A 19406-nucleotide genomic window follows, 5' to 3' on the forward strand; every position below is an offset into this window, starting at 1 on the left:
CCGCCCGCTTGTTGGCGAACAGGCATTCCTGTGCCAAAGAAGGTCGATACCGACGCCATCTACCAGAGGAGCCGCCGTGACCATAGGGCTTGCCCACGCCGAACTCATCGCCGTCGTCACCGCCATCACCACGGACGAGCCGCGGGTAATGACCGTGCGGGCGGGCGCGGCACTTCCATCAGGGCCGTTTGAATTCGGACACAGGACGCTTCAGAGCGGGTTGAGAGAGTGGATACACGAACAGACACATCATCCCGTCGGCTATCTCGAACAACTCTACACCTTCGCCGACCGGGACCGCAACAATGACATTCTTGGCGGAAGAACCATATCGATCGGTTATCTCGGGCTGGTTCGCGAACAGGAGCCGCCCGGCAATGGCCGCCCTATCTGGCATGGCTGGTACGAGTATTTTCCTTGGGAAGACCATCGGCAGGGCCGGCCGGCGGTTCTGGACACAATCATCGAGAAGCTGCGCTGCTGGGCGGATTCCGACCCTGCCTGCAAAGGCCAGCGCCATTTACGCGCCGACTTCACCTTCGGCCTTGATGGCGGCGGCTGGAACGAGGAACTGACACTTCAGCGCTACGAATTGCTCTATGAGGCCGGACTGGTCGAAGAAGCCCAGAGTGAGCCTCGGATCAATTTCGGCAGACCGATGTTTGCCGATCACCGTCGCATTCTTGCCACCGGCATCGCGCGCCTCCGGGCTAAGATTAAATACCGGCCTGTAGTTTTCGAACTGATGGCCGACGCTTTCACCCTGCTGCAATTGCAGCGCGCGGTGGAGGCGCTCGCCGGTCTGACGCTGCACAAGCAGAACTTCCGCCGGCTGATAGAACAGCAACAGCTGGTGGAAGAAACTGGCGACATGGCGACCGAAACCGGCGGACGCCCTGCAAAGCTCTTCCGATTCCGCCAGACCGTTGTGGATGAACGCGCCCTTTCCGGAACCAAACTGCCACTCTCCCGCAATTGACATATGCTCACAATGAGAATATCTCTTTGCCGTAGATATACTCAAATAGAGTATAAATGGGAGAGTGCCGTGAACGAACAGATATCTGCCGCAAGCCTTTACGACCGGGTCAGCCGCGTCATTCCCAAGGCGGAATGGATGGGTTTTCAGGATGATGTGGAGGCGATCCTCGATCTGAAGCGCAGGCGCAACGCCGTCATCCTCGCCCATAATTACCAGACGCCGGAAATCTTCCACGGCGTTGCCGATATCGTTGGCGATAGCCTCGCCCTTGCGCGCAAGGCAATGGAAGTAGAAGCGGATGTGATCGTTCTCGCCGGCGTGCATTTCATGGCTGAGACGGCAAAGCTGCTCAATCCGGGAAAAACCGTGCTTATTCCGGATATGGCCGCCGGCTGCTCGCTCGCCGATTCTATCACGCCCGAAGACATCGCACTTCTGCGCAAGGCCTATCCCGGCGTTCCTGTCGTCACCTACGTGAATACCTCGGCGGCGGTGAAGGCGGCTTCCGACATATGCTGCACCTCCGGCAATGCCCGCCAGGTGGTGGAATCGCTCGGCGTGCCGCGCGTGCTGATGCTGCCGGACGAATATCTGGCGAAGAATGTAGCGCGGGAGACCAATGTCGAACTCATCGCATGGCGCGGCCATTGCGAGGTGCATGAGCTTTTCACCGCCGACGACATCAGGGAATTGCGCGAAAGCCATCCCGGCATCACCGTTCTCGCGCATCCCGAATGTCCGCCCGATGTCGTTGAGGCCGCAGATTTTTCCGGCTCGACCGCTGTCATGTCGGATTATGTCGGCCGGGAAAGACCGGCCCGCGTGGTGCTTTTGACGGAATGCTCGATGAGCGACAATGTCGCCGTGCATCATCCCGATGTCGAATTCATCCGCCCCTGCAACCTCTGCCCGCACATGAAGCGCATCACGCTCGGCAATATCCGCACAGCGCTTGAAGAAAACCGCCACGAGGTGACAATCGATCCGGCTGTTGCGGTCGCCGCCCGCCGCGCGGTGGAGAGGATGCTGGCGGTATGAGTGACGCTCTGTCGCAATATGCGGGCAGGACGGTCATCGTCGGCAGCGGTATTGCCGGCCTGATGGCAGCATTGACGCTCGCACCGCAACCGGTCCTGCTTCTGACCCGCGGCGCGCTCGGTGGCGAAACGTCCAGCGCCTGGGCGCAGGGCGGCATTGCTGCAAGCCTTGGCGCTGACGACAGCACTGCACTGCATCTTGCCGATACGCTCGCCGCAGGCGACGGCATCTGTGACGCGGCTATGGCAGCAGATATCGTCTCCACCGCCCCCGCAGTCATCGATGCCCTGGAACGAGCCGGAGTTCGTTTCGATCGCGATGCACAAGGCAGGCTCGTTTTCGGGCTGGAAGCCGCCCATGGCCGCCGGCGCATCCTGCATGCCGAAGGTGACGGCTCGGGTGCGGCCATTGTGAGGGCTCTTGCAGCCGCCGTTCTCAACACGCCGTCCATCGCAGTCCTGGAAGGTGCGGAGGTGCGCCGGCTGCTGACAGAAGGCGGGGCCATAGCCGGTCTCATCTGCGCCGGGCAAAAGGGCAGCTTTGTTCTGCCGGCCACAAACGTCATTCTTGCGACCGGTGGCCTCGGCGGGCTGTATGAGGCCACCACCAATCCCACCGGCAATTTCGGACAGGGGATCATGCTCGCCGCGCGCGCCGGAGCCATCCTCACTGATATGGAATTCGTCCAGTTCCACCCAACGGCGCTTTCCTCTCCCCGGCGGCCGCTGGCTCTGGTCAGCGAGGCAGTGCGGGGCGAAGGTGCCGTTCTTCTCAATGAAAGCGGCGAACGTTTCATGGCGACCGTTCCGGGTGCAGAACTTGCCTCCCGCGATATTGTCGCCCGCGCCATCGACCGGGAAATCCTGCGCGGCGGCAAAGTCTTTCTCGATGCCCGCAAGGCGATCGGCAGCGGTTTTTCGGCGCGTTTCCCGTCAATCGACCTGCTATGCCGCGAGGCTGGTATAGACCCCGCCCGCGAACTCGTGCCCGTCCGTCCCGCCGTTCACTACCACATGGGCGGCGTCGCCACGGATGGTAATGGCCGTAGTTCCGTGCCGGGCCTATGGGTTGCGGGCGAAACCGCCTGCACCGGTCTTCACGGGGCTAACCGGCTGGCCAGCAACTCCCTGCTGGAGGCGGCTGCCATGGGCATGCGTGCGGCAAAAGATATTGCCGCCCGACCGGCGTCAAAACGGGTGACAGCTGTCACGCCATTCGCAACGCCTGTTCTTTCGGCAGCAGACCCGTCAGTCGTCCGGCCCATCGTCTCCCGCCATCTCGGCATCGCCAGACATGAAGCGGGGTTGATCAGCGCGATCAGCGAACTTCTCCCACTGGCCGAACAGAGCGGCCCGGCATCCGATCCCGCCATCGTCGGGCTCGCAATCGCCGTCTTCGCCGCCTTGCGAAGAGAATCGCGCGGGGCCCATTTCCGTAACGACTTCCCGGAAAAGGACGCGACCGCCACAAGGCGCAGGCTTTGCCTGTCCGATGTCATCGCCATTGCCCATGACCTCTTATCGTCCAATCTTTTTTCTTCCAGCATTGCGCGGAGCGCCTGACATGACCCTCACCCCTCTGCCACGCATTATCGTGGAGCCGCTTGTCCGCAACGCCCTGCTGGAAGACCTGGGTCTGGCGGGCGACATCACGTCTGCCGCAGTCATCCCCGCTGATCATCGCTCAGTCGTCGTCATGGCGGCGCGTGAACCGGGTGTCATCGCAGGTCTTGATGCCGCAGAACTGGCTTTCCAGTTGGTGGACCCGACAATCGTGATGAGGCGGCAGGTGCAGGATGGCGCGGCGGTCGCTCCGGGCGATATTATCGCGACGATCGAGGGTCCCTCGCGCGGTCTTTTGACGGCGGAGCGCACCGCCCTTAATTTTCTCGGCCATCTCTCAGGCATCGCGTCCGTCACCGCCACAATTGCTGCCGCCATCTCCGGCACCAGAGCCTCGGTTGCCTGCACCCGCAAAACGACGCCGGGCCTCAGGGCGCTGGAAAAATATGCCGTGCGCGCCGGTGGCGGCATGAACCACCGTTTTGCCCTTTATGATGCTGTACTCATCAAGGACAACCACATCGCCGTAGCCGGCGGCGTGCGTGACGCTATCCGCAGCGCCAAGGCGGGTGTCGGACATCTGGTCAAGATCGAGGTCGAGGTGGATACGCTCTTGCAATTGCGCGAAGCGATGGAGGAAGGGGTCGATGCGGTTCTACTCGACAACATGCCGCCGGAACAGCTGCGCGACGCGGTGCAGATCGTCGCCGGACGCGCCATCACCGAGGCCTCCGGACGCATCACGCCTCAAACCGCAGCAGCCATTGCAGCAACCGGCATCGATCTCATCTCCGTCGGCTGGCTGACCCACAGCGCGCCGGTTCTGGATATCGGGCTGGACTTTCAAAGCCAAAGCTGACGAAAGCAAGGAGACCGGAACAAAATCCTCGATTGGCCGTTAATTCCCTGCCTGGGGTCAAGAGGCGGGGGGATCAGTGCGCGCAAAAGCCTGTCCATATGCCTGCGGACCTCTCTCACAAAGGAAAGGCCTGTTATGGAAGACGCACAAATCGGCTGGATTGCAGCAATCATCATCGGCGGCGTAGCCGGTTGGCTTGCCGAACAGTTCATGAAAAGCAACATGGGTCTTTTCATGAACATAATTCTCGGCATCGTTGGCGCCATCGTCGCCAATTTCCTGCTTGGGCTTGTGGGCATTTCGCTCGGAGGCTGGATTGGATACCTTATCGCCGGTTTCATCGGCGCATGCATTCTCATTGCCATCGGGCGCGCATTTCGCCGATAGAGGGAGGACACAATGAGCTTTTTCGACAAGATCAAGAACGCGATTTTTGGCAAGGCAGAGGCTGCACCGCAGACTTCGGCGCCAGCTGGCGCGCCTACGACAGGCGCAAGTCCGGCCGCTCCGGCTCAGCCAGCAGCACCCGCACCGACAGCCGCTGCTCCGGCATCCACCGGCAGCGTCGATGTCGCATCCATTCTGGACGCGGCGGTCAAGCAGAACGGGCAGAAACTCGACTGGAAACATTCGATCGTCGATCTTCTGAAAGCGCTCGATCTGGACAGCAGCCTAACCGCTCGCAAGGAACTGGCAAGCGAACTCGGCTATACCGGTGATACCTCGGACTCAGCCACAATGAACATCTGGCTGCACAAGGCTGTCATCAAGAAGCTGTCTGAAAACGGCGGCAAGGTTCCGGCAGAACTTCTGCATTGAACCAGTGACCGGGAGAACCGCGATGGACGACTATTCAGACTTGCGAGAGCAGATCGGCCAGGACCTCGACACCCTGCACAGGACCGAGAATCCGAAATCGATTTTCGAGATTGCCGACGACTATCTTCTGGGAAACCCAAATCTCAAGAGAGCGCTGGTCGAAGACATCATCAAGGAAGAAGCGGACAAGCGCGGCATCGCGATCCACTGAAACCGCGCGTGTCAATCGCGGCGATTTCTACAAGAAGGGCGGCATCCAGATTGGACGCCGCCCTTTTTTTGCCCCGTGCCCCGAAGCGTTATTTTTCCGGCTTGGCCTCGGCCTTTCTGGCGTTTTCTTCCATCAGCTCATACCACATGGCGTTCATGACGGCGAAAATGGCGGCGAGAGGCAGGCCGAGCAGCCAGGCGAAATACCACATGTTCGATCTCCTTGTATTTGTTCGATATTAATAAGCGTGGCCGCTGTCTTCACGGATCGCCTTTTCATCCACCTTGCCCCACAGCACGCGATAGACCCATGAGGTGTAAGCGACGATGATAGGGATGAAGATGAGGGCGACGACCAGCATGATGAATAGCGTCATATGGCTCGACGATGCGTCCCAGACCGTCAGGCTCGATTTCGGATCGATCGAAGAGGGCAGGATGAAGGGAAACATCGTCAGACCGACCGTCGAGATGATGCCGAATATCGCAAGCGAACTGGAAAGCAGCGCCAGCACCTCACGCCCGCCCCTTAACAACAGGAAGGCGACGAGCGGGAAGGCAAGACCGAGCGCCGGTGCCAGCATCATCCATGGATGGGCCGCGTAATTCGCAAACCAGACGCCGCTTGCGACCTCGACCGTCTTTGACAACGGATTGGACGGACCGTCGGTCACAACTTCCGAGGTGAAGCGATACCCGTCGATACCGAGCCACAACAATACGCCACCAAGCGCAAAGAGACCTGTGGTGGCAAGTGCTGCAACACTGCCGAAACTGCGGGCACGCGCAGCGACCGGCCCTTCGGTCTTCAGCACCAGCCAGGCCGCACCATGCATCACCAGCATGCAAACGGAAACGAGGCCGCAAAGGATTGCGTAAGGGTTGAGAAGCTCGAACAAAGTCGTGCCGTCGTAAAAAATCCTGAGGTCATCGTTGAAGCGGAAGGGTACGCCCTGCAGCACATTGCCGATCGCCACACCGAAAATCAGGGCGGGAACAAAGCCACCGACAAACAGCGCCCAATCCCAGGTACTGCGCCATGTCGTACTCTCGCGCTTGGAGCGGTATTTGAACCCCACCGGCCGCAGGATCAGTGCAAACAGGGTGGCGAACATCGCCAGGTAAAAACCTGAAAAAGACACCGCATAAAGCGGCGGCCACGCGGCGAAGATGGCGCCGCCGCCAAGGATGAGCCAGACCTGATTGCCTTCCCATACCGGGCCGATGGAATTGATGACGACACGCCGCTCGAGATCCGTTTTCGCAACGAAAGGCAGCAGCGCGCCCGTGCCAAGATCGAAACCGCCGGTCACGGCAAAACCGATCAGCACCACGCCAAGCAGCAGCCACCAGATGACGCGGAGGACTTCGTAGTCGATGAGTTGATGCAATATCATGATCGTTTACTCCGCAGCGACGAGTTTTTCAGGAACGAGCGGCGCTTCCGGCTCGTGATCCGGATCCGGCCCTTTGCGGATCGCCTTCAGCATCAGCCCCATTTCGACGATGAACAGCACCGTATAGATGGCGATGAAGCAGAGAAGCGTAATCAGAACCGTTGAAGCGCTGAGGCTGGAGACGGCGGCGGCCGTCGGCAGCACGCCTTCGATGATCCATGGCTGACGGCCGAATTCCGCGACCACCCAGCCCATTTCCGCAGCAATCCACGGCAGCGGAATGGCGAAGACGGCCACCTTCAGCAAGAACGGATAGTGATCCAGCCGGCGCCGTGCCGAGAGATAAAAGAAGGTCGCCGTCAACAGGATGAAGAACATGCCAAGACCGACCATGATGCGGAACGCCCAGAACAGCGTCGGCACATGCGGGATGGTATCGGCGGCGGCCTTGGCAATCTGCTCCTCCGTCGCCTGGCGCGGATCGTCGACATAACGCTTCAGCAACAGGGCGTAACCAAGCTCGTGGCCGAGTTCCGCAAAGGTGCCACGCACCTCTTCGGGCAGTTCCGCGCCCTTGCCGGTGGCACGTATCTGCATCAGCGCATCATAGGCCTTGATGCCATCGCGGATGCGGGTCTTTGCGAGTTCCACCAGATCGTTGATACCGGGGATTTCCGTGTCCAGCGAGCGCGTGCCGATAAGGCCCATCACCCACGGAATTTTCACGGCGAAATGCGTCTCCCGGGCTTCCTGATCAGGAAACCCGATGGCGGTAAAGGGGGCGGGTGCCGGTTCCGTTTCCCACATGGCTTCGATCGAGGCGAGCTTCATCTTCTGGTGCTCGGTCGAAAGATAACCGCTTTCATCACCCAGCACGACGACCGACAGTGCAGCAGCCAGGCCGAAAGAAGCTGCAACCGTCATAGACCGCTTGGCGAGATCGACATGGCGGCCTTTCAGCACGTACCAGGCGGAAACGCCGAGCACGAAGATGGAGGCAGTGACATAACCCGCAGAAACCGTGTGCACGAACTTCGCCTGGGCGACCGGGTTCATCAGCACCGCGAAGAAATCCGTCACCTCCATGCGCATGGTCTGGGGGTTGAAGGCCGATCCCGTCGGGTTCTGCATCCAGCCATTGGCGATCAATATCCACAACGCCGAGAAGTTCGAGCCGATCGCCACGCACCATGTTGCGATGAGATGGCCGAGCTTGGACAGCTTGTCCCAGCCGAAAAAGAACAGACCGACAAAGGTGGCTTCCAGAAAGAAAGCCATCATCCCTTCGATCGCTAGCGGCGCACCGAAGATATCGCCGACATAGTGGCTGTAATAACTCCAGTTCATGCCGAACTGGAATTCCATGACGATGCCGGTGGAAACACCAAGCACGAAGTTGATGCCGAACAATGTACCCCAGAATTTCGTCATCTGCCGCCAGATGGTGCGGCCGGTCATGACATAGACCGTTTCCATGATGGCGATCACCACGGACAGTCCGATCGTCAGGGGAACGAATAGAAAGTGATATAAAGCGGTAACAGCGAATTGCAGGCGCGATAGCGCCACGATGTCGAGTTCCATGTTTTTACCCCACCTTTCAGGAAAGGCCGGCCTTCTGTTACGAAACGGCGCCGGCCCTGAAAAAATCACTCAGTCCGGACGCAATGTTTGCAGCATTACGTCGTATTCCGGGGTGCCGCTTTGACATTGATCAAGTTGGCGCCCCTCTCTCAGCACGATGATGCGATCGGCAAATTCCGCCTCACGGCGATTGTGGGTTATCATCACGACAGTCTTGCCTTCCGCCCTTGCAAACAACCGGCCGAGCACGTCACGGGCGGTTTCGCCGTCCAGCCCTTCCGTCACCTCGTCTAGAAGCCAGAGTGGTTTGTCGCGTAGAAGGAAACGGGCAAGGGCGAGCCGTCGTGACTGACCGCCGGAGAGACCCTGCCCCGCCTCGCCAAGTCTCGTATCCAGCCCTGCGGCGAGGGTTTTGACATGCTCGCCAAGGCCTGCCGATTGCAGTGCATCCCACAGTTCACGCTCGGTCGCGGCAGGTTTTGCCAGCCTCAGATTATCAGCGATGCTGTCTCGGAAAAGCTGACTTCTCTGCGTCATGAGCGAGCAAGGCAAAGCGCTGACCCTGCCCGCCGCCGGTTGCACTTCACCAGCCAGAAACTGGATGAGGCTGGTCTTGCCCGCACCGCTCGGGCCGATAATCGCAATCGTCTCTCCGGCGGCGATTGCAAGGTTGATATTCGTCAGGACAGGATTTTCGTTCCCATCCCGCTCCAGCCGCACACCATCAAGCTCAGCCACCAGGCCCATGGCAGGCACGCGTGGACAGTTGGCGGCTGCTTCAGCGGAAAGACGCGGCGCAATGCGTCTTGCCGAAAAAAGCGTGCGCCCGAGTTCCATTGCACCACGGCGCAGCGCCGTGAAGGGCTCCAGCGCGGCGAAACAGACAAGCAGGCCGAGGGCGGCAGTCGGCGCGGTCACAACGTCCTGCTCCGCAAGCCAGGCCATGCCGAGGAGAGCCGCACTCAAAAGAACCGCCGCTGAGATGCCGAATGAAAAACCGGCATTGGTTTCGATCCGGTTCAAGCGGTCATCGCAAGCGAGCAGATAATTGTCGGCCCGTTCGATCGCCGCAACCTGCGCGGAGAGACGGGCAGTCGTGAGCAATTCCACCTGCCCGTTGACCAAGTCCGCCGTGCGGGCACGAAGCGCTTCAAGCCCGATTGCCCGGCGACGCGCAAATTTTTCCGCCGTCAACGCCGAGCGCACTGAAATGCCAAGACCCGCCGCAATGAGGAAGAGGGCCGCCAGAACGCCCGCAAGCGGATTGAGGAGGGCAAGACCGATGCCTGTTGCGATTGCGGCGAGGATTGCGACGGCGGCGGGTACCAGCACGCGCAGATAAAGCGAATCCAGCGCGTCGATATCCGCAGTCAGCCGGTTCAGCAGGCGGGCGGGCCTCGCCTCCAGATGTTTCGCCGCCTGCGGTGCGGCAAAGCCACGAAACAGCTTTTCGCGAAGCGCTGCAAGCACGGACAGCGTCGCCTCATGGGTGGTCATGCGTTCGCCATAACGGGCAGCGGTGCGTGACAACGCCAGCAGACGGATGGCCGCCGATGGCGCAAAGACGTCGAAAGCATAGGCCGTCGCAGGGACCAGACCGGCAATCGCGGTCGCAGTAATGAACCAGCCGGAAACGCCGAGAAGGCCTATACCCGCCAGCACCGTGGTTGCTGCCAGAACCGCGCCAACGAGCAGCATGCCGCGACGTGCCGACCAGAACAGGGAAATGACAGGTTTCAATATGGCAAAACGCGCGATCATGACTGCCCCCTCGAATGGATCGTCGTCATATTCACGACCCTGTCCATGCGCGCGGCGAGCACAGGATCATGGGTTGCGACGATCAATGTCCTGCCTTTTGCGAGTTGCAGCAGGTTTTCGGTGACAAGCGCAGCCGTCTCCCGGTCAAGATGCGCTGTCGGTTCATCGACCAGCACAAGCTGCGTCGCCGGATCGGCGAAAGCACGCGCAATGGCGAGGCGCACCGCCTCCCCGCCCGAAATACCGTAGCCGCCGTCTCCTATAGGCAGATGCCGGCGTGCTTTCGACAATGCATCCAGCCCGGTGCAGCGCAGCGTCTCATCGACCATGCCTTCGCTGACACCGGCGCGGCCAAAGCGAATATTCGCCTTCAGGGAACCGGCAAAAAAGAACGGCTTCTGGCTGACCCAGCCGATTGTCTTGCGCAGTCCATCGGCCGTCGCATGACCAAGCGTTACGCCCCCGATCCCTATTGTACCGCCGTCAGCCTCGGCCAAGCCGGCAATCAAGGAGAGTACAGTGGATTTACCACAGCCGGAAGGCCCAAGAATCGCAACTGTCTCGCCTGACTGGACCGTAAGATTTAGATTCCGAATGACAGGCGGAGCATTCGGATAGGCGAAGGAGAGATTAGCCAACTCCACCAGACCGGGCGTTGGAAAAGGGGCCATTGCGACCTCCTTACCCTCACCCACGATGGCTTTGCCAGCCCGCGTCAATGTGTCGAGCGCGCCCAGCGCCGCCTCGCCGGCTGCGCGGTCGTGCCAGACGGCGGACAACTCCCGCAGCGGTTCGAAAAAGGCAGGCGCCAGAAGCAGGATGAACAGCCCCTCGGCAAGTGTCAGCTTCTCGCCCCACGCGCCGAAATCGAGAAAACCGAGCAGATGGAAACCGATATAAACGGCTGTCATGGCAACGCCGAGGGCAGCGAAAAGCTCCAGCACCGCCGAGGACAGAAAGGCGATCCGCAGGACAGCCATCGTCCGCTTCTTGAGGTTCTCTGCGTCCGTCCGCAGGCGTCCAGCGGTCAGATCAACGGCTTCCAGTGCGCGGATCGTTTCCAGGCCGCGCAGGCGATCGAGCAGGAAAGCATTCATGTTGCCGGTCTCGGCCAGCTGCTTTTCACTGGCAGCCTTCGCCTGCCAGCCGATCAGCGCCATGAAAAGCGGGATAGTGGGCATGGAAAGCAGCAGAACAAGCGCCGCAATCCAGGTAAATGGCAGGATTGCCAGCACGAAAACCAAGGGGACAATGGTAGCTTTCATCCGCGCAGGCTGGAACCTGGAGAGATAAGGTACCAGCGCTTCGGCTGCCTCCGCGATGACGCTTGCCGCCTCGCCGGAGGCCGTGCGCGCCAGATCAAGCGGCGACACCTCCGCAACGGCATGAAGCGCTTGCAGCCGCCGCCGCGAAAGGGCGGCACGCGCGGCGCGAAACGACAGTCTCGCGGCAACTTTTTCCAGCCATGCCTTGATGAGACCGAGAACGAGAACAGCCACGGCCGCCGGCAGGATTGCCGTCATCGGCGCACCGTCGGCAATGTTTCCGACCGAAAATGCAAGCAAACCCGCCTGGGGCAACCAGAGCAGAGCCGGCAGGACATGCAGCAGGGCGACCGATCTTCCTACCGCGGGTGCCTTCGCGAGTTCCGCCGTACCGACACCCTTGTCATTGGCGGATTTACCGAAGAAGCGCCGCCGTGCCTTGTCGGGAGAGACCGCCGCTGGAACTGGACAGTCTGCATCATCGCCATTGGCGGATTGCCGGATTTCTGCGGACATGCTCACGGACGATCTCCTCACCTGTCCTTCTTGGTACGGGGTCTGGCAAGAGAGACGATCTTGTCCTTGGCCTCCAGAAGCTTCGTGACCTTCGAGCCGAGTGCCAGAAGCGAAGCCAACCGCTCCGTCTCCAGCTTCTTCACATCGTCATACCAGCCGGTGAGCTGCTCGATCAGCGTTTTCATCTCATCGATGCGCTTCTGCGCATGCCGCTCCTCTTCGTTTTCCGGCTTCTCCATCAGGATTTCACGAAGCACGCTGAGTGTCGGGTCGATCTCGCGCTTCTTGCGCTCTTCGGCAAGGGTGCGCAGAATTTGCCACACATCCTCCGGCGTCGTGAAAAAATCGCGCCGGTCGCCGGGGAAATGCTTGAGAATTGCAAGGTTCCACGCCTGAAGCTCCTTCAGGCTCATCGACACATTGGAACGGGAAATGCCAAGCGCCTCGACAATGTCGTCGGCGCAGAGCGGCTGCGGTGAAATGTAAAGCAATGCATAGACTTGGCCGACCGTGCGGTTGATGCCCCAGCGGCTGCCCATCTCGCCGAAATGCAGCACGAAGGACTGAACGAGCGGAGAAAGATTGGTGGGCATTTCTTTGCTTCCTGTATTTTCAGTAATTTCTGAAATTTCGATAAAGCAAAAAATGGCAAGCGGCAAATCACCTTTTTGACCTGCGTCAATATGTGCAAATCAGAAGAGGCCGCGTCTGCCGGGGATCAGGGCTGCGCCCTTTGGCACACTTTCCCGGCCCGCGACGCACGAAATGATATCGATAACATCAAAGACGTCATGTTGTAGATGGAAGCGCGCGCGTGAAAAATCGGCGGGGATTAATCCACCGCCGATCAAGACGTCGACAAACCGGCGTGCGCAACAGGCGCTTACGAAAAAGCGATCTGCACCTTCATGGCGCGGCTGCGGTCGGAGGCAAATTCGAAGGCCGAGATGGCGTCATCGAGGTCCACCGTCTGGGTGATGAACGGCTTGACGTCGATCAGGCCTTTGCGCATCAGTTCGACGCCCGTCGCGAATTCCTCGTGGAACCGGAAAGAGCCGCGCAGATCGAGTTCCTTGGCAGTAATCGCCATCATCGGCAGGCTCATATCGCCACCAAGGCCAAGCTGGACGATGATGCCGCGCGGACGCAACGCCGTAATCCCGCCCGCCAGTGCAACGGCGGCACCGGAGCATTCATAGAGAACGTCGAAGGTTCCCTTGTTCGCGCCGTACGCCGCCAGCGCATCAGGCTCATCCTTGCTGTTTATGACGCGGTCCGCGCCCGCTTCCCGCGCCTTGGCAAGCGTGAAGTCCGAAAGATCGGTCGCGACGATTTCAGCGGCACCGGCACGGCGGGCAGACAGGATGGAGAGAATGCCGATGGGGCCGCAGCCGGTGACGAGCACGCGTTTTCCGAGCAAATCGCCGGCGCGGCGGGTGGCATGCAGCGTTACCGCCAGCGGTTCCGCCATAGCTGCCTCACCGGCACTCAAACCGTCGGCCGGAACGCATTGCAGGGCATCCGCGATGAGAACCTCGCGGAAAGCGCCCTGAATATGCGGAAACGGCATGGCGCTGCCATAAAAGCGCATGTTGAGGCACTGATTGTGCAGGCCTTCCTGGCAAAAGCGGCAGGTCCTGCACGGACGGGACGGCGAAACCGCGACCAGACCGCCAACCTTCAGCCCCTCGACGCCCTCGCCCAGCTCCTCAACAATGGCGGAGACCTCATGTCCCAGCACCATTGGTTCGCGAAGCCGTACCGCGCCGAAACCGCCGTGATTGTAATAGTGAAGATCGCTGCCGCAAATCCCGCCCCGAGCCAGACGAAGACGCACTTCTCCTGCCCCCGGCGCCTCCTCCGGCCGCTCCTCGATGCGCACATCCTTTGCCCCGTGGGCGACAATCGCTCTCATAAATATCTCCCGTTCGATATCGCGCCTTAAACGGCGCAACAAAATAATCCCTATCCCAATCATTGCCGCCGGCCGCGTCTCCGCCGCCCTGCAGCCTCCCCGCGCGCATGTTGCGTACCGGAAACAGGCGTTTAAGCCTTGACATCCACGTCTGAAAGGGATGAATGTTATCGATAACATAAACCGGCATGAAAGCAATGTCGAGAGACTGGAGGAAACAGTGGGCCTTAATTTGTTCGATCTTTCCGGCCGCCGCGCCCTGATCACCGGCTCGTCGCAGGGCATCGGTTTTGCGCTGGCGCAGGGCCTGGTGGAGGCGGGAGCCGAAGTGGTGCTGAACGGCCGCGACGAGGCAAAGCTGAAAGCAGCCGCCGCAGGAATCAAGGGTGCCAAGACGCTCGCCTTCGATGCCACCGATCATGATGCGGTGCGCAAGGCCATCGACGGTTTCGAGGCGGAAGTCGGCCCCATCGATATTCTGGTCAACAATGCCGGCATGCAGCACCGCACACCGCTGGAGGATTTTCCGGCGGACGCCTTCGAGCGCCTGTTGCAGACAAACATCGCCTCGGTGTTCCACGCAGGGCAAGCCGTCGCGCGTCATATGATCAGCCGTGGACGTGGCAAGATCATCAACATCGCCAGCGTCCAGACCGCTCTTGCCCGCCCCGGTATCGCGCCGTACACCGCCACCAAGGGCGCCGTCGGCAATCTGACGAAGGGCATGGCGACGGACTGGGCGAAATATGGCCTGCAGTGCAACGCCATTGCGCCGGGCTATTTCGACACGCCGCTCAACGCGGCCCTGGTGGCAGACGAGACGTTTTCAGCATGGCTTGAAAAACGCACGCCCGCCGGCCGCTGGGGCAAGGTCGAAGAGCTTGTCGGCGCCTGCATTTTCCTGTCGTCCGATGCCTCGTCTTTCGTGAACGGACATATTCTTTACGTCGACGGCGGCATTACCGCCTCGCTTTGAAGAAGCCGTAACCACGACGCTTTGGGAGGAGACCGTGAGCACTATGACCGAGAAGAACAAAATCGCCCTCATTGGCGCTGGCGCGATGGGCGGCGCGATCGGTACGCGGCTGATCGAGACCGGCAATCACCTGACGGTTTTCGATCTGGACGCGGAAAAGGTGGCGGCTTTGACCAGCCTTGGTGCGCATAGCGCCGAGACGGCGGCGCAAGCGGCTTCGCTCTCCGATGTCGTGATCCTCAGCCTCAATTCGCCGAAAATCGTCCGCGCCGCCGTTTTCGGCAAAGATGGCGTGGCGGCGGGGGCCAGGCCCGGCACGCTGATCATCGACATGTCCTCCATCGATCCGGAAGCGACAAAAGAACTGGCGGCGGATGCGGCTGAAAAGGGGCTGCGCTGGGTGGACAGCCCGCTTTCCGGCGGCGCGCCGAAGGCACTCGTCGGGCAACTGACCCTGATGGCCGGCGGCACCGAAAAGGATGTGGCCGATGCCCATCGCGTGCTGCGGCACGTGGCCAGCAACTACACCCATATGGGTCCAAGCGGCGCAGGCCAGACGACGAAGCTCATCAATCAGGTTCTTTGCGGGCTGAACTTCCTTGCCGTAGCGGAAGCAACGCAGCTTGCGCTGGATGCCGGCGTCGATGCCGCCAAAATTCCGCAGGCGCTGAAAGGCGGCCGCGCCGACAGCGCAATCCTTCAGGAATATATGCCACGTTACGTGGCGAAGGATTACCGCCGCACTGGCCGCATCGACAATATGGTCAAGGACCTGAACGGCGCGCAGGATCTGGCTCGACGCACCAACACGGCCATGCCGCTGACGGCGGTTTGCGCCGAGGTGCACCGCATGCTGACAGCGGCGGGACTTGGCGGCGAGGATCAGGCCGCCCTAATGGAATTTTTCACCGGCGCGAAACGCACCTTCACGGAATGATTTGCGCCATGGCCAGGGCAATAAAACCTTAGAGGCCGAGCTGACGCGAGGTCATTAAGGTGTGCCACCGTCATGGCCATTGCGAAATGTCTCCGCAGCGAAGATGATCGGGCGAATCGGCGGCGCAATCGGCCCGACGGCCGCAGACGCTTGCATGAAGGACAATTTCCCGATGACCACTTCCGCAACAGGCACGGGGATTGCCAGCCTGACCGTTTCCGGAAACGGCTTCAGCGCCGAGATCGCTTATGAGGGCGCGACCCTTCTGAGCTGGCGGCCACGACTTGCCGATGGCAATGCAAAAAACCTTGTCGACGGCTATTCGTCGCTTCAGGAATTGCAGTCGCAGAACGGCGTGAGAAACGGCATTCTCGCCCCCTTCACCAATCGCATTCCTCAGGGCCAATTTAAATTTGGCGGGGAGATGCACCGTATCGAGCCGGTGCTTGCCCACGAGGACCTCGTCTTCCACGGATTTGCCCGTGCCCTGCCCTTCGCCCTCGACCGATCTTTCGAGGAAAACGACGCGCACATTATCGTCTTTCGTGCCGAGATATTGCCGGCCGAATTCAAGGGCTATCCCTACCATCTCGCCATCGAGGTGGAATACCGGTTTGCCGGCCATGCGGTTACCATCGATATACGCGGCATCAATGGCGACGACCGGCCTTTGCCCTTTGCGGCCGGCTGGCATCCCTATTTCCGTCTGCCCGGCATATCCTCCATCGACGATCTCCTTCTCACCCTACCGTCGCGAACAGCGATCGAAACGGACGAGAATTTGATACCACTCACCGACAGTGAGACGGGCATTCTCAAACGGGACGATGCAGCGTTTCTTTCTGCCGCGCCGCTCGCAGGCCATGTGCTGGATGTCTGCTTTACCGATCTGATCCCATCCGCAAACGGGCTTTACGAGACTAGGATCGAAAACCGGAACGATGGTTCGAGCCTGACCGTTTGGCAGGAGCGCGGCCACATGCATGTCTTTACCGGCGATACGCTTGCCCGCGACAGGCGAAAATCCATCGCGCTCGAACCTGTGGAAACACCGACAAACGCTTTCAACCAGCCGCAACTTGAAGCGGACATCACCCTTCAACCGGGCGAGACCCGAAGTTTCCGCTTTGGTTTCCGTTTTGAAGCCGAGCGCTGAAAAAAGACCAAATATTGCGATCAGATATGCGTCGTCGGGAGTGAAGACGACAGCTTCACCGTCTCCATGGAGATATAGGCGGACATGTCGTAAAGCTCGACCCGCCGGAGGATCTGTTTGTAGATGGTGTCGTAATATTCGACATTTGGAAGCACGAGTTTCAGAATATAATCGAAATTGCCGGTCAGCCGGTGCACCTCGACGATCTCCGGTATGGTGCTGACGGCGGCATGGAACCGGTCCAGCCAGTCCTCCGCATGCAGGCCGGTTCTCACGAGCAGGAAAACCGTGGTCGGCAGGTTGATTTTCCGCCGGTCGAGCAGCGCCATCGTGCCGGTCACATATCCTTCCGCACGCAGACGCGTGATACGGCGGGAACAGGCGGAAAGCGATAACGACACCTCATCCGCGATATCGGCGAGAGGTGTTTCTGCATTCTCCTGGAGAATCGCAAGGATTCGGCGGTCACGGTCGTCAATCATTGTTTCAGAATGCACCGGTTAACGTAGTGACGCAAGAAATTTGCGAGCTGAGCATAATGCACGCCCAGAATTTGCAATCTGCCTTCTAAATCCCTGAAAAAACGCATGCCGTTTTCATCGCGGCAATGGCATTCTTGTCATCAATCAAACTTTTATAAGGGAACGCCTATGAAACGGATCGGTCTGATCGGCGGCATGAGCTGGGAATCCACCGCAACCTATTATCGCATGATCAACGAGGCCGTTCGTGACAGCCGCGGTGGGCTCGTATCGGCCGATATCGTCATGCATTCGCTCGATTTTTCCGAGGTTGTCGCCCTTCAGAAGGCTGACCGCTGGGATGAGGCCGGCGCGCTTTTGGGCGCTGCGGGTGCGCGTCTTGCCAATGCGGGTGCCGATTGTGTGCTGATCTGCACCAACACCATGCACCTCGTTGCGGAAACCGTTGAAAAAATGTCGGGCGTCACTCTCATCGACATCATTGATGAAACTGCCACCGCATTGAAGGCGGATGGACGCCGCAAGCCGCTTCTGCTCGCCACGCGCTACACGATGGAACATGGCTTCTACACCGACCGCATGCGCCGCCACGGCGTCGATGTGGTCGTGCCCGATGCGGATGACAGGGCCGCCATCCACGACATCATTTTTGGCGAATTGTGCCAGGGCGAGATCAAGTCGTGCTCGCGCGAGCGCTACATGTCGGTCATCGAGAAAGCGCGTGCGCTCGGCGTCGATTCCGTCATTCTCGGCTGCACCGAAATTTCCCTGCTGATCGATCCCGATGCCCTGCCTTTGCCGGGCTACGATTCGACCGCCATTCACGCCCAGGCCGCTGTCGGCTTCGCGCTCGGAAACAAGGCCCTGAACAGAGCTGCATGAATGTGCCGCCTTTTTGCCTATTCCGGTAAACCGGTCTGGCTCGACAGTCTTCTGATCGAGCCGGAAGCGTCGCTGGTCAGCCAGTCCATGGCCGCAAGGGAAGCTAAAACCGTCGTCAATGGCGACGGTTGCGGTCTTGGCTGGTATGGCGAGCGCGGAACGCCCGGCGTTTTTCGCGACACCAGACCCGCCTGGTCCGACGCCAATCTGGCCGCCCTTTGCCACCAGCTTCGCTCGGGCATGTTCATGGCCCACGTCCGCTCCGCCACATCAGGCGAAGTATCCCGTGCCAATTGCCACCCCTTTGCGCATGGTCAATATCTCTTCATGCATAACGGCCAGATCGGCGGCTACGAGCAGATCAGGCGCGACATTGATTCCCTCATACCCGATGATATTTATTCCGCCCGGCGCGGCACCGGCGACAGCGAAGCCATCTTCCTGATTGCCGCCGGCCACGACCTTGATGCGGACCCAGTTCGGGCCATTTCCACCGCGCTGCGCCTCTGCCTGGAAAAGATGATCGCGGCGGGTGTTTCTTCCGCGTTGCGGTTCAGCGCCGTGCTGATGGATGGCGATTGCCTGCACGCCTTCCGCTGGTCAAGCGACGACAAGCCGCCAACGCTTTACTGGCGCGGGCTTGAAGAGGGCATCGCGCTAAGCTCGGAACCCTTTTCCTTCGATTGCACCCCGTGGTGTGCGGTGCCGCCAAATACCCGGGTGACGATCCGCGCCGGCGGTATGACCACTGAACCTTTTTCCCTGCCGTAAACGTCGCATTTCATGACGACCGAGGCCATTTTTTTCAGTTTGGCCGCCACCGGTGGGCGCGGCTGCGGCAGCGTCGTGTTTATTTTCATTGAATTATCTCCGCCGCGAAGGCTAGTGTGTGATCCGATAGACCGAAACAGATTTCAGGACCGGTGAACCATTTCAGAAGTGTTGCAGCCCCTCTCCCTTTCTTGAACGATGCCCTGCATCGCAACGACCATGCAAACCCGTTCATGAATGACGGACAATGGGCAGGCAATGCCTTTGGCGATCCTCGGGACGCTGAAGAAAAAG

At 60.0% G+C, this 19406-nt stretch carries 20 protein-coding genes; 12 read left to right on the forward strand and 8 right to left on the reverse strand.

Annotated elements, in window-relative coordinates; translation table 11 throughout:
* The first annotated feature begins 76 nt into the window (after nucleotides 1–76).
* The 7 genes from FB593_RS18460 to FB593_RS18490 all read left to right on the forward strand — a co-directional run bounded on the left by FB593_RS18460 (nucleotide 77) and on the right by FB593_RS18490 (nucleotide 5471).
* Nucleotides 77–979 carry an NUDIX hydrolase gene (locus FB593_RS18460; RefSeq protein ID WP_004431893.1) on the forward strand — a complete coding sequence of 301 codons (903 nt, stop codon included), beginning with the start codon at nucleotides 77–79 and terminating at the stop codon, nucleotides 977–979.
* Nucleotides 980–1048: 69 nt separating this feature from the next.
* Nucleotides 1049–2020, forward strand: coding sequence for a quinolinate synthase NadA (nadA, locus tag FB593_RS18465; protein WP_013762087.1), 972 nt, complete (start codon nucleotides 1049–1051; stop codon nucleotides 2018–2020).
* Nucleotides 2017–3582, forward strand: a complete 1566-nt coding sequence (locus tag FB593_RS18470) for an L-aspartate oxidase (RefSeq protein WP_145166835.1) — start codon at nucleotides 2017–2019, stop codon at nucleotides 3580–3582. The genes nadA and FB593_RS18470 overlap by 4 nt, the downstream gene beginning before the upstream one ends.
* Before the next feature lies 1 nt (nucleotide 3583).
* Nucleotides 3584–4441 (forward strand): carboxylating nicotinate-nucleotide diphosphorylase, encoded by an 858-nt coding sequence (nadC, locus tag FB593_RS18475; protein WP_111802027.1) that lies wholly within the window; start codon nucleotides 3584–3586, stop codon nucleotides 4439–4441.
* Nucleotides 4442–4576: 135 nt separating this feature from the next.
* The gene (locus FB593_RS18480; RefSeq protein ID WP_004431872.1) at nucleotides 4577–4828 is read left to right on the forward strand and encodes a GlsB/YeaQ/YmgE family stress response membrane protein; all 252 of its coding nucleotides are present in this window, start codon (nucleotides 4577–4579) and stop codon (nucleotides 4826–4828) included.
* Nucleotides 4829–4840: 12 nt separating this feature from the next.
* Nucleotides 4841–5260, forward strand: a complete 420-nt coding sequence (locus FB593_RS18485) for a DUF3597 domain-containing protein (RefSeq protein ID WP_004431862.1) — start codon at nucleotides 4841–4843, stop codon at nucleotides 5258–5260.
* Between the two features lie 22 nt (nucleotides 5261–5282).
* On the forward strand, nucleotides 5283–5471 hold the full coding sequence (locus FB593_RS18490; RefSeq protein ID WP_038494645.1) for a hypothetical protein: 189 nt from the start codon (nucleotides 5283–5285) through the stop codon (nucleotides 5469–5471).
* An 88-nt stretch (nucleotides 5472–5559) separates the two neighbouring features.
* Here FB593_RS18490 and cydX read toward each other — a convergent pair whose 3' ends face one another.
* The 7 genes from cydX to FB593_RS18525 form a co-directional block, all read right to left on the reverse strand.
* Nucleotides 5560–5682: a cytochrome bd-I oxidase subunit CydX gene (cydX, locus tag FB593_RS18495; RefSeq protein WP_003498405.1), complete on the reverse strand. Its 123-nt coding sequence runs from the start codon at nucleotides 5680–5682 to the stop codon at nucleotides 5560–5562.
* A 27-nt stretch (nucleotides 5683–5709) separates the two neighbouring features.
* Complete coding sequence (cydB, locus tag FB593_RS18500; protein WP_111802028.1) at nucleotides 5710–6867, reverse strand: cytochrome d ubiquinol oxidase subunit II; 1158 nt, start codon at nucleotides 6865–6867, stop codon at nucleotides 5710–5712.
* A gap of 6 nt (nucleotides 6868–6873) precedes the next feature.
* Nucleotides 6874–8451, reverse strand: coding sequence for a cytochrome ubiquinol oxidase subunit I (locus FB593_RS18505; RefSeq protein WP_013762083.1), 1578 nt, complete (start codon nucleotides 8449–8451; stop codon nucleotides 6874–6876).
* A 69-nt stretch (nucleotides 8452–8520) separates the two neighbouring features.
* Complete coding sequence (cydC, locus tag FB593_RS18510) at nucleotides 8521–10212, reverse strand: thiol reductant ABC exporter subunit CydC (protein WP_111802029.1); 1692 nt, start codon at nucleotides 10210–10212, stop codon at nucleotides 8521–8523.
* Nucleotides 10209–11993 (reverse strand): thiol reductant ABC exporter subunit CydD, encoded by a 1785-nt coding sequence (gene cydD, locus FB593_RS18515; RefSeq protein WP_111802030.1) that lies wholly within the window; start codon nucleotides 11991–11993, stop codon nucleotides 10209–10211. Before cydD ends, cydC begins: the two co-directional genes overlap by 4 nt.
* Before the next feature lie 17 nt (nucleotides 11994–12010).
* Nucleotides 12011–12586 carry a GbsR/MarR family transcriptional regulator gene (locus FB593_RS18520; protein WP_111802072.1) on the reverse strand — a complete coding sequence of 192 codons (576 nt, stop codon included), beginning with the start codon at nucleotides 12584–12586 and terminating at the stop codon, nucleotides 12011–12013.
* Between the two features lie 290 nt (nucleotides 12587–12876).
* Entirely contained in the window at nucleotides 12877–13908 is a 1032-nt protein-coding gene (locus FB593_RS18525; RefSeq protein ID WP_004431840.1) for an L-idonate 5-dehydrogenase, read from the reverse strand.
* Between the two features lie 220 nt (nucleotides 13909–14128).
* Here FB593_RS18525 and FB593_RS18530 point away from each other — a divergent pair, with 220 nt between their 5' ends.
* From FB593_RS18530 to FB593_RS18540, 3 genes are all read left to right on the forward strand, one after another.
* Nucleotides 14129–14884 carry an SDR family oxidoreductase gene (locus FB593_RS18530; RefSeq protein ID WP_025595224.1) on the forward strand — a complete coding sequence of 252 codons (756 nt, stop codon included), beginning with the start codon at nucleotides 14129–14131 and terminating at the stop codon, nucleotides 14882–14884.
* A gap of 43 nt (nucleotides 14885–14927) precedes the next feature.
* Nucleotides 14928–15821, forward strand: coding sequence for an NAD(P)-dependent oxidoreductase (locus FB593_RS18535; protein ID WP_013762078.1), 894 nt, complete (start codon nucleotides 14928–14930; stop codon nucleotides 15819–15821).
* Between the two features lie 172 nt (nucleotides 15822–15993).
* Nucleotides 15994–16977, forward strand: coding sequence for an aldose 1-epimerase (locus tag FB593_RS18540; protein WP_013762077.1), 984 nt, complete (start codon nucleotides 15994–15996; stop codon nucleotides 16975–16977).
* 20 nt (nucleotides 16978–16997) lie between these two features.
* Here the strand turns inward: FB593_RS18540 and FB593_RS18545 are convergent, their stop codons facing one another.
* Nucleotides 16998–17459, reverse strand: a complete 462-nt coding sequence (locus FB593_RS18545; protein WP_003498392.1) for an Lrp/AsnC family transcriptional regulator — start codon at nucleotides 17457–17459, stop codon at nucleotides 16998–17000.
* A gap of 168 nt (nucleotides 17460–17627) precedes the next feature.
* On the opposite strand from FB593_RS18545, the gene FB593_RS18550 reads away from it, so the two are divergent.
* Together FB593_RS18550 and FB593_RS18555 are read left to right on the forward strand one after the other, a co-directional pair.
* On the forward strand, nucleotides 17628–18341 hold the full coding sequence (locus FB593_RS18550; protein ID WP_065663244.1) for an aspartate/glutamate racemase family protein: 714 nt from the start codon (nucleotides 17628–17630) through the stop codon (nucleotides 18339–18341).
* Nucleotides 18342–19112 carry a class II glutamine amidotransferase gene (locus tag FB593_RS18555; RefSeq protein ID WP_111802031.1) on the forward strand — a complete coding sequence of 257 codons (771 nt, stop codon included), beginning with the start codon at nucleotides 18342–18344 and terminating at the stop codon, nucleotides 19110–19112. It abuts the gene before it with no gap.
* Nucleotides 19113–19406 lie beyond the last annotated feature (294 nt).

Origin of the sequence: Rhizobium sp. SJZ105 (genome assembly GCF_007828365.1) — a bacterium.
Taxonomy (GTDB): domain Bacteria; phylum Pseudomonadota; class Alphaproteobacteria; order Rhizobiales; family Rhizobiaceae; genus Agrobacterium; species Agrobacterium tumefaciens.

What these genes read in the sequence shown, in the direction of transcription:
- FB593_RS18525 (WP_004431840.1), bottom strand. Translation starts at nt 13,908, where the DNA reads ATGAGAGCGATTGTCGCCCACGGGGCAAAGGATGTGCGCATCGAGGAG.
- cydC (WP_111802029.1), bottom strand. Translation starts at nt 10,212, where the DNA reads ATGATCGCGCGTTTTGCCATATTGAAACCTGTCATTTCCCTGTTCTGG.
- FB593_RS18540 (WP_013762077.1), top strand. Translation starts at nt 15,994, where the DNA reads ATGACCACTTCCGCAACAGGCACGGGGATTGCCAGCCTGACCGTTTCC.
- FB593_RS18470 (WP_145166835.1), top strand. Translation starts at nt 2,017, where the DNA reads ATGAGTGACGCTCTGTCGCAATATGCGGGCAGGACGGTCATCGTCGGC.
- FB593_RS18480 (WP_004431872.1), top strand. Translation starts at nt 4,577, where the DNA reads ATGGAAGACGCACAAATCGGCTGGATTGCAGCAATCATCATCGGCGGC.
- nadC (WP_111802027.1), top strand. Translation starts at nt 3,584, where the DNA reads ATGACCCTCACCCCTCTGCCACGCATTATCGTGGAGCCGCTTGTCCGC.
- FB593_RS18535 (WP_013762078.1), top strand. Translation starts at nt 14,928, where the DNA reads ATGACCGAGAAGAACAAAATCGCCCTCATTGGCGCTGGCGCGATGGGC.
- FB593_RS18485 (WP_004431862.1), top strand. Translation starts at nt 4,841, where the DNA reads ATGAGCTTTTTCGACAAGATCAAGAACGCGATTTTTGGCAAGGCAGAG.
- FB593_RS18520 (WP_111802072.1), bottom strand. Translation starts at nt 12,586, where the DNA reads ATGCCCACCAATCTTTCTCCGCTCGTTCAGTCCTTCGTGCTGCATTTC.
- FB593_RS18545 (WP_003498392.1), bottom strand. Translation starts at nt 17,459, where the DNA reads ATGATTGACGACCGTGACCGCCGAATCCTTGCGATTCTCCAGGAGAAT.
- cydD (WP_111802030.1), bottom strand. Translation starts at nt 11,993, where the DNA reads ATGTCCGCAGAAATCCGGCAATCCGCCAATGGCGATGATGCAGACTGT.
- cydB (WP_111802028.1), bottom strand. Translation starts at nt 6,867, where the DNA reads ATGATATTGCATCAACTCATCGACTACGAAGTCCTCCGCGTCATCTGG.
- FB593_RS18555 (WP_111802031.1), top strand. Translation starts at nt 18,342, where the DNA reads ATGTGCCGCCTTTTTGCCTATTCCGGTAAACCGGTCTGGCTCGACAGT.
- FB593_RS18550 (WP_065663244.1), top strand. Translation starts at nt 17,628, where the DNA reads ATGAAACGGATCGGTCTGATCGGCGGCATGAGCTGGGAATCCACCGCA.
- cydX (WP_003498405.1), bottom strand. Translation starts at nt 5,682, where the DNA reads ATGTGGTATTTCGCCTGGCTGCTCGGCCTGCCTCTCGCCGCCATTTTC.
- FB593_RS18490 (WP_038494645.1), top strand. Translation starts at nt 5,283, where the DNA reads ATGGACGACTATTCAGACTTGCGAGAGCAGATCGGCCAGGACCTCGAC.
- FB593_RS18505 (WP_013762083.1), bottom strand. Translation starts at nt 8,451, where the DNA reads ATGGAACTCGACATCGTGGCGCTATCGCGCCTGCAATTCGCTGTTACC.